The 8,381-nt window shown below is 57.3% G+C and carries 8 protein-coding genes and 1 pseudogene; 3 read left to right on the forward strand and 6 right to left on the reverse strand.

From position 1 onward, the window contains the following. Window positions 1–276: 276 nt before the first annotated feature. Window positions 277–798 (reverse strand): lactoylglutathione lyase, encoded by a 522-nt coding sequence (gene gloA, locus AC1DVE_RS30865; RefSeq protein WP_090455458.1) that lies wholly within the window; start codon window positions 796–798, stop codon window positions 277–279. Window positions 799–942: 144 nt separating this feature from the next. Here gloA and AC1DVE_RS30870 point away from each other — a divergent pair, with 144 nt between their 5' ends. Continuing rightward, a complete protein-coding gene (locus AC1DVE_RS30870) occupies window positions 943–1,461 on the forward strand; it encodes a DUF4946 domain-containing protein (protein ID WP_223460925.1) in 519 nt (172 codons plus the stop codon). Window positions 1,462–1,623: 162 nt separating this feature from the next. Here AC1DVE_RS30870 and AC1DVE_RS30875 read toward each other — a convergent pair whose 3' ends face one another. The 3 genes from AC1DVE_RS30875 to AC1DVE_RS30885 form a co-directional block, all read right to left on the reverse strand. Further along, on the reverse strand, window positions 1,624–1,986 hold the full coding sequence (locus AC1DVE_RS30875) for a histone-like nucleoid-structuring protein, MvaT/MvaU family (RefSeq protein WP_008065377.1): 363 nt from the start codon (window positions 1,984–1,986) through the stop codon (window positions 1,624–1,626). 233 nt (window positions 1,987–2,219) lie between these two features. Beyond that, entirely contained in the window at window positions 2,220–3,752 is a 1,533-nt protein-coding gene (locus AC1DVE_RS30880) for an EAL domain-containing protein (protein ID WP_223460927.1), read from the reverse strand. 112 nt (window positions 3,753–3,864) lie between these two features. After that, window positions 3,865–4,737, reverse strand: a complete 873-nt coding sequence (locus AC1DVE_RS30885) for a LysR family transcriptional regulator (protein WP_223460929.1) — start codon at window positions 4,735–4,737, stop codon at window positions 3,865–3,867. A 77-nt stretch (window positions 4,738–4,814) separates the two neighbouring features. Here AC1DVE_RS30885 and AC1DVE_RS30890 point away from each other — a divergent pair, with 77 nt between their 5' ends. Both AC1DVE_RS30890 and hppD read left to right on the forward strand, forming a co-directional pair. Continuing rightward, the gene (locus AC1DVE_RS30890; RefSeq protein ID WP_223460931.1) at window positions 4,815–5,759 is read left to right on the forward strand and encodes a DMT family transporter; all 945 of its coding nucleotides are present in this window, start codon (window positions 4,815–4,817) and stop codon (window positions 5,757–5,759) included. Between the two features lie 250 nt (window positions 5,760–6,009). Beyond that, window positions 6,010–7,086, forward strand: a complete 1,077-nt coding sequence (gene hppD, locus AC1DVE_RS30895) for a 4-hydroxyphenylpyruvate dioxygenase (RefSeq protein ID WP_223531528.1) — start codon at window positions 6,010–6,012, stop codon at window positions 7,084–7,086. Between the two features lie 125 nt (window positions 7,087–7,211). On the opposite strand, the gene rarD is transcribed toward hppD, so the two are convergent. Both rarD and AC1DVE_RS30905 read right to left on the reverse strand, forming a co-directional pair. Then, the gene (rarD, locus tag AC1DVE_RS30900) at window positions 7,212–8,093 is read right to left on the reverse strand and encodes an EamA family transporter RarD (protein WP_223460790.1); all 882 of its coding nucleotides are present in this window, start codon (window positions 8,091–8,093) and stop codon (window positions 7,212–7,214) included. 126 nt (window positions 8,094–8,219) lie between these two features. Further along, window positions 8,220–8,381, reverse strand: a pseudogene (locus AC1DVE_RS30905) (IS110 family transposase); the annotation flags it as partial.

The following is an 8,381-nucleotide window of genomic DNA, read 5'->3' on the forward strand; positions in this document are numbered from 1 at the left end:
ACGATCTACCGCGAACTGAGGGCGCTGGGAGCCAGCAGCCAAACGGCCCGGAAAGTGGCGGCCAACTCGTATAGCTGGTGGCGTAACAGCCRATTTGAGCTGAATCGAGTGTTGGATCTAGCGTGGTTTGACAGGCTGGGACTGGTGCGCCTCTCATAACCTCAATCTCTCGAACCGCCCGGTGCGGACCCGCATGCCGGGTGGTGTGGCAGGGGTACGGCCTATGAAGGCCGTCCCCTATGCCGATTCTTGCACATTACCAATGTGTGGTGGATGTTAGAGCGGAGCTGGCTGAATGATCTCGACCCAGTAGGCGTCCGGGTCCTTGATGAACGCCAGGCTCTTCATGCGGCCATCGCTCAAGCGTTTCTGGAAATCGCAGCCCAGTGCTTCAAAGCGTTCGCAGGCGGCGACGATGTCCGGTACCGAGATGCAGATGTGGCCGAAACCGCGGGGGTCGGTGTTGCCATTGTGGTAGGCGAAATCCGCATCGTTCTCGGTGCCGTGATTGTGGGTCAGCTCCAGAATGCCCGGGATCGATTTCATCCACTCGGTGCGCGCGGCGGCATCGGCCGGGATCTGGTTTTTGTCGACCAGCGCCAGGAAATACAGGCTGAACTCGGCTTCCGGGAAGTCGCGTTTTTCCACCAGCGTAAAACCCAGAATGCGTGTGTAGAAGTCCAGGGACTTGGTGATGTCCTTGACCCGCAGCATGGTGTGGTTGAAGACAAATTTCTGCGTAGCGGCGTCCGGTTGGGCGGTGACGCCGGGGAAGGTGTTCAATTCGTGCAGGCTCATGGGCCCTCCGGGAAATATGTGGGCTAACGAATGGTGACAATGATACGCAAGGGTTCGGACATCACCAAACCCAAACAGTCGGCTATTGCCTGACAGCCGGCCTGGGCCCAGACTTTACGGCTTGATCCGTGAGCGCCCATTGCAATGATTCGATTCCGTAGCGTGCTGTTCATCTTGCTAAGCGTGTTTTCGCTGGCTGGCGTTGCCCGCGCCGATGCGCCAGTAGTGACCTGGCCGGAAGGCTGGCAGGTCGAAGTCGTGCCTGAATCGGCGTCAGGGGTCAGTCGCCAGCGGGCGGTAAAAAATGATCAGAATGGATCGCCGCTCATGGTGATGGAACTGACCATGAGTCCGGTGCAAAGCGATCACCAGGTAAACCTCGAAGGCGTATTGCTGGAGATGCGCAAGTCAGTTCAAAAAGACTTCTTTCAGGGCGGGTATCAAAGTGTCTGTACGCGTATTCATTCGACTACGTTGAGTCGATTGGCCGCGCTGGAAACAACCTGCACCATCACGCAAAACGGCAGGCATGTGCTTTCTCAAACATTGGTGGCCGCGGTGGATGCCGATAAGGCCTATGTTCTTTCCTACGCAGGGCAGGCCGAGGCTTATAAGGCGAGCCAGGATGAAATAGACGCTGCCCGTAACAGCTTGAAACTTTAGTAAGCGACAGTGCTTTTTCGATGCATGAAGAAAATTTTAGATATCCAAATGGATTAAGCACAAAGTTGGTGGCAGTCAGGTAGTTGACGGGTGTCCGCCCCGGGCATTTAGATAACCCATGAAAAAGCCCTGCATAAGCAGGGCTTTTTTTCGCCGCGAGAGTTAGCCGCGCAGCCAGGAATCAACGGTGGCTGCACCGTACTGTTCTTTCCAGGCTTTCAGGCCGCGGTGGTTGCCGCCCTTGGTTTCAATCAGCTCGCCGGTGTGCGGGTTCTGATAAACCTTGACCACACGGGCGCGGCGGGTTTTAGGTGCTGCCTGCTGCAGGCCGGATTTTGCCGGGTTAGGGTCGAGAATGGCGATGATGTCGCGCAGGCTCTTGCCATAGGTTTTCATCAAACCCTGGAGCTTCTCTTCGAATTCGATTTCTTTCTTGAGCCCGGCATCGTTCTTCAGTGATTCCAGCTGCTTGAGCTGTTCTTGAAGAGCCTTTTCGGCTGCACGAAATTCAGCGAGTCTGGACAATATCTTTACTCCAATAGTGTGTTTGGCTGATACCAACCGCAAACAAAGCTATAAGCCAAGAGCCTTGCAGCGACTCGGTGATAGTGGCTCACCTGCCAATTTAGCGCAGGCATGTAAAATTGTAGTAGTTAATTGGCCAAGAGTAAATCCTGTCTTTTTTTTCATGTAACGGCAGTAGTGTTTTGATTCAAATTGGTGCGTGTAGTCGTTGTTTTCTCGGTTAAATCCGCTAGTTAATGGTTGCTTAATGCACTAATGAACTCCGCGCCGGGCATGGGTTTGCCGAACAGATAACCTTGCAGGAAGTTGACCTGATGAGCGCTCAGGTAATCACTCTGTTCACGGGTTTCGACACCTTCGGCCACCAGGGCAAGGTCGAGCTTGACCGCCAGTTCGATGATGCTGTCCAGGATGTGGCTGGAGAGTGTGTCGATGCCGATCATGGCGACAAAACTCTGGTCGATTTTCAGAAAATCGACATTGAACTGCCGCAGGTAGCCAAGGCTTGAGTGGCCCGTGCCGAAGTCGTCGATGGCGATTTTCACGCCCAGTTCGCGAAGTTGCTCGAACAATTGCAGGGTGATGGCCGTGGGCTCGATCAGTTCGCGCTCGGTCAGTTCCAGTACCAGATGGATCGAGCCTGGTTCGAACGCATCGAGAAACTCGCGGCAATCCTTGATCAGCTCCAGGTCCTGACAATGGCTGGCGGTGATGTTGATACCAATGTGAAACGGCCTGTTGAATCTGGCGGAGTTCGGCGCGAGCAGGGCGGCGGTTTGTCGCATCAGCGAGCGGGTCATCGGCACGATCAGTCCGCAGTGCTCGGCAAACGGAATGAACAGATCCGGACGCACCAGGCCTTCCTTCGGATGTTTCCAGCGCATCAGCACTTCAGCGCCGGACCAGCTTTTGCTGTCGCCATGCACCACGGGCTGGAAATACGGAATGAACTCTGCAGCTTCCAGTGCCCGTTGCATTTCCTGGGTGGGTGCCGATGAGCGCTTTTGCAGGAAGTGACCAATTGCCCCGGCAATCACACCGAAGAAAATCAGCAGGCTGAACAATGGTGGATATTCGCTGCTCATGTATCGCCAGGTTTCGCCTTTGGGGAAACCCGCTTCCACGGCAAAAGCATAGTGCTCGGAGGTCAATCGACTTTGCGCAACGGGCAGGTCAGGCGCAGCGCCCCTGTGAACCTTGCCGTCGGCGGATATCCAGTCCGGGCCAACTTGCAGCAATAGCAAAGTCTTGCGGCTTATCAGGCGCAGGATATTGCTCAAGTGATGACCATAGAGGGTCGTCAGTGCACCTTTTTTTCCTTCGCTCAGGCGGTATACCAGCAAGGCGGTGTCGGGCGTTACCGGATTGCCGCTCATGAGCCATAAGGCGCCCTGGCTGTAGTCACCGGGGGTGACCTGCTCCTGGTAGTCGCCGAACAGAGAGCTGCAATAGAGGTTGTTGTCCCACACCAGATTGGTTGAGCTCACGAATGGGCGGCGAGTGACCTGTTCGCGCAGGGCCAGGCTGACGTCAGCGCAACGTTGGCCTGCCAGCGGCAGTAGTTCACGAGCGGCCTGGGCGGTGTTGTCGAGCATCAGGTCGAACTGGCGAATCGCTTCTTCGGCAGTTTGTTCGGTGTCTTGTTTGAGCGCACGCCCCGCTTGCATGTAAAGAATGGCGGCCCCCAACAGCACCGGGAGCAATCCACTGATCAGAGTGACAGCAATTCTTGTGCTGCGACTGCGGGCTTTGGCTTTCAACGGCATTCGCGAATCCTGTCACGAAGAAGTAAGGCTCTCAAACGCTGGCAGGGCAATACGCCTCCCATGAAGAGTTCGGGTATGGGCCATGATAGTTGGCCGTTGGCGGTTATGCCGCTCAACGCAAGTCAAGGCTTTCGGCCAGGCTGATAAAGGCCAGCGTCGCGGGTGATGCCTGGCGTCGGTCGAGCACCGCCAGGCCGACCTGACGCAACACTGCCGGCGACAGCGGTTTTTTCACACAGCGGCGGTCAATTTGATTGGGCAATGAACCTTCGGCAACGACCGTCACCCCGTCGCCACGAGCGACGACATCCAGGGTGCTGATCAACTGCGAGCAGCGATAACGGATGTTGGGCGTCAGTCGGGCCGCCGTGAACAGGCGTGAAACCAGCTCCGAAGAACCGGCCTCGGTCAGCACGAACGGGAAATCGCACAGGTCCTTCAGGCTCAGGCTGTCTTGAACCGCCAGCGGGTGGGCGGCGGGCAGCAGCGCGACCATCTGGTCTTCGATCAGCGCGACCGTGTCGAAACGCTCCTCGGGCAATACCACGAAGCCGATGTCGATCCGTCGTTCCTCCAGCCACTGGAGCACCTGGCGGTCGGGGCCTTCGTCGATATGCACCTCTATGCCGGGATGGGCGGCGCGGTACTGCTGCAGTATCAACGGCAGCAATTTGATCGATGAGGTCGGGCCGAAGGAGCCGATGCGCAGCGTGCCGCGTTTCATGCCTCGCGCATCGGCCGCTTCCTGGCGCAAGGTGTTGGCCAGGCCGAGCATCGCTCGGGCACGCAGCAACAACTGCTGACCAATGTCGCTCAACTCGACCTGGGATTGATGGCGGCGCAACAACTCGACACCCAACTCCAGCTCCAGGGACTTCAAGGCATGGGACACCGCCGATTGGGAAATACCCAGGCGATTGGCCGCTGCCGTGAAGCCGTGGAGTTCGGCCACGAGGGAGAAAATCTCCAGTTGAGTGAGGGTCATGAGTGTTTGCTCATTTTACGATGACTGGGTATTAGTCGAATGATACGTCATCTCTCCACTATCCGGTCCTGGAATCTATGACGATCTGCGAGCAAACCCTGTCAAAACCCTCGGATTTTCCGGTGTATCTGAAACTGGCGGCGGTCACCATGGTGTGGGGTGGCACCTTCGTCGCCGGTCGCTATCTGGCCGGCGGCCTCAGCCCGATACTGGCGGCCAGCCTGCGGTTTCTGCTGGCCAGCGTGGCGTTGCTGCTGTTTGTACGCATGGCGCGGACACCGCTGGTCCGGCCCAGCCCCCGGCAATGGCTGCAATTGTCATTGCTTGGCTTTTTCGGGATCTTTTTTTACAACCTGTGCTTCTTTTATGGCCTGCATTACATCAACGCTTCACGGGCATCCTTAATCGTGGCGCTGAATCCGGCGGTGATCGGCCTGGCTTCCTGGCTGCTGTTCAAGGAGCGTTTGAACCGGGCCAAAGTCGTCGGTATTGCAATCTGCATGGCGGGCGCGAGCATGGTGATCGTCAGTCGCGACCCGCAATTACTGGCCGGCGGTGCCGATGTCTGGCTCGGCGATCTGCTGATTTTCGGTTGCGTCCTCGGCTGGGGTGTCTACTCGCTGTTCTCCAGAGAGCTGAACCAAACCCTGGGACCGGTGCAAACGGTGACGTATTCGATTGTCCTGGGCACCGTCATGCTCTGGATGGCCTGCATCGTGCGCGGTGAGGTGAGTGTCGCCGCGATCGCCCATCTGGGTGCGCAGCAATGGTTGAGCCTTTTGTACCTGGGGGTGCTGGGATCGGCGCTGGCGTACGTTGGCTACTACGACGGCATCCGCAAAATCGGCGCGACCCGTTCCGGGGTGTTCATTGCCTTGAACCCGTTGACAGCGGTGATCCTTGGCGCGCTGCTGCTGGACGAGCCGCTGACGCTGGCCATGTGCCTGGGCGGCGGGCTGATACTGGCGGGGATTTTTCTCTGCAACAAACCCCTTGCGCGGGCAAGGAAAAAGGGGATTTGATACAGAAGGCGGACAAACTGATTTACGCTGTGTAGAATCGGGTTACGCATACAATAATAATCGTCTTCTGGCAGCAGAAGCCTCGCCCGCAAGAGCCTTGGGTCGACAATGAAGATATTCGGGTTTCAACTGATCTACGGTGACTTTCTCGCCCGCAGTGTGCGGGGCATCTCCTGTGCGCCACCCACTGGTCTCAGCATTGCTTACAACTAACCTTTGTTAATTGATAAAGAATGATGAGGCGCCGACCATGGCAGATTTATACGAAAACCCAATGGGCCTGATGGGCTTTGAATTCATCGAGCTCGCATCGCCGACTCCGAACACCCTGGAGCCGATCTTCGAGATCATGGGCTTCACCAAGGTGGCGACCCACCGTTCCAAGGACGTGCACCTGTATCGCCAGGGCGCGATCAATCTAATCCTCAACAACGAACCCCACAGCGTGGCCTCGTACTTCGCGGCCGAGCACGGTCCGTCGGTGTGCGGCATGGCGTTTCGCGTCAAGGATTCACAAAAAGCCTATAAGCGTGCCCTGGAACTTGGCGCCCAGCCGATCCACATCGAAACCGGCCCGATGGAGCTGAACCTGCCAGCGATCAAAGGCATCGGTGGTGCGCCGCTGTACCTGATCGACCGTTTCGGCGAAGGCAGCTCGATCTATGACATCGACTTCGTGTTCATCGAAGGTGTCGACCGCCATCCGGAAGGTGCCGGCTTGAAGATCATCGATCACCTGACCCACAACGTGTATCGCGGTCGCATGGCCTACTGGGCCAACTTCTACGAGAAGCTGTTCAACTTCCGCGAAATCCGCTACTTCGACATCAAGGGCGAGTACACCGGCCTGACCTCCAAGGCCATGACCGCACCCGATGGCATGATCCGCATTCCGTTGAACGAAGAGTCGTCCAAGGGCGCCGGGCAGATCGAAGAGTTCCTGATGCAGTTCAACGGCGAGGGCATCCAGCACGTTGCGTTCCTGTCCGATGACCTGATCAAGACCTGGGACCACCTGAAAAGCATCGGCATGCGCTTCATGACCGCGCCGCCGGAAACCTACTACGAAATGCTCGAAGGCCGTTTGCCGAACCACGGCGAGCCGGTAGGCGAACTGCAAGCGCGGGGCATTTTGCTGGACGGTTCGTCCGAGTCGGGCGACAAGCGCCTGCTGTTGCAGATCTTCTCGGAAACCCTGATGGGGCCGGTGTTCTTCGAGTTCATCCAGCGCAAGGGCGACGACGGTTTCGGCGAAGGCAACTTCAAGGCGCTGTTCGAATCCATCGAGCGTGACCAGGTTCGTCGTGGTGTTCTCTCCACCGACTAAGCCGTTACACCGATAAAACTGTGGGAGCGAGCTTGCTCGCGAAAGCGTTGTATCAGTCACTATAAAGGTTGGCTGATACGACGCCTTCGCGAGCAGGCTCGCTCCCACATTTGTTTTACGTGACGTTAAGGTTTGCGCTGGCGGACCAGGTGCTTGAACCCTTCGAATACCAGCACCAGCACCGCCATCCAGATCGGGATGTAGGTCAGCCACTCACCAGCCTTGATGCTTTCTCCCAACAGCAACGCCACGCCCAGCAGCAACACCGGTTCGACATAGCTCAACAAGCCGAACAGGCTGAACGGCAGCAGGCGGCTGGCAATGATGTAGACCACCAGAGCCGACGCGCTGATCACGCCGAGCATCGGGATCAACAGCGACAACCATGGATGCTGGTCAAACACACCAAAACCTTGCGCGCCGCTCTGCACGAACCAGAACGCCACCGGCAGCGTCAATGCCATGTCCAGCCACAAGCCACCGAGGTTGTCCGCCGCCAGCCGTTTGCGCAGGATGAAGTAGGTTGGATAGCCAATGCAGACCAGCAAGGTCGCCCAGGAAAAACCACCAACCTGATACACCTCGTTGATCACGCCCAGGCAGGCGAACACCACGGCAACTTTTTGCAGATAGGACAGGCGTTCGCCGTAGGCCAGGCGACCGGTCAAGACCATGGTCAGCGGCAGCAGGAAATAGCCGAGTGATACGTCGAGGCTGTAGCCGTTCAGCGGTGCCCACATGAACAGCCACAATTGCACGGCGAGCAGGGCGGAGGAGGCGATCAGCGCGCCGATCAGTTTCGGATTGGCAGTGGCGCGCCGAACGATCTCCAGCACGCGCTTCCACTCTCCGGACACCACCATGAACACGGTCATGCACGGGACGGTCAGCAGCATGCGCCAACCGAAGATTTCCACGCCGCTCAAGGGGGTGAGCAGCGACGTGTAGTAATACATGACGGCAAACAGCACCGAGGCTGAAACCGATAGAGCGATACCTTTAGACAAGCTGTCCTCGCGTGATTTTGAGTGAGAGTGAAACGGGCGCAGAGGATACGTGGTTTTTCAGACGAATATTGACCGATCAATCAACACCGTCCAACTGTGGGAGATTCTATGGTTGAGGGAAAGCCCTCAACCTGCTTTTGGTTGGTATTCGCTCTGCCCTTTCAGCAGTGCAAATACGATCCGGGCAAGTTTGCGGGCCAGTATCACCAGTGCCTGCGTAGTGCTGAACCCTTTGGCTCTTTGCTCTTCATAAAAGCCTTTCCAGGCGGCTGTGCGGCTGGCCGACAT

This window comes from Pseudomonas sp. P4_B4 (assembly GCF_056402255.1).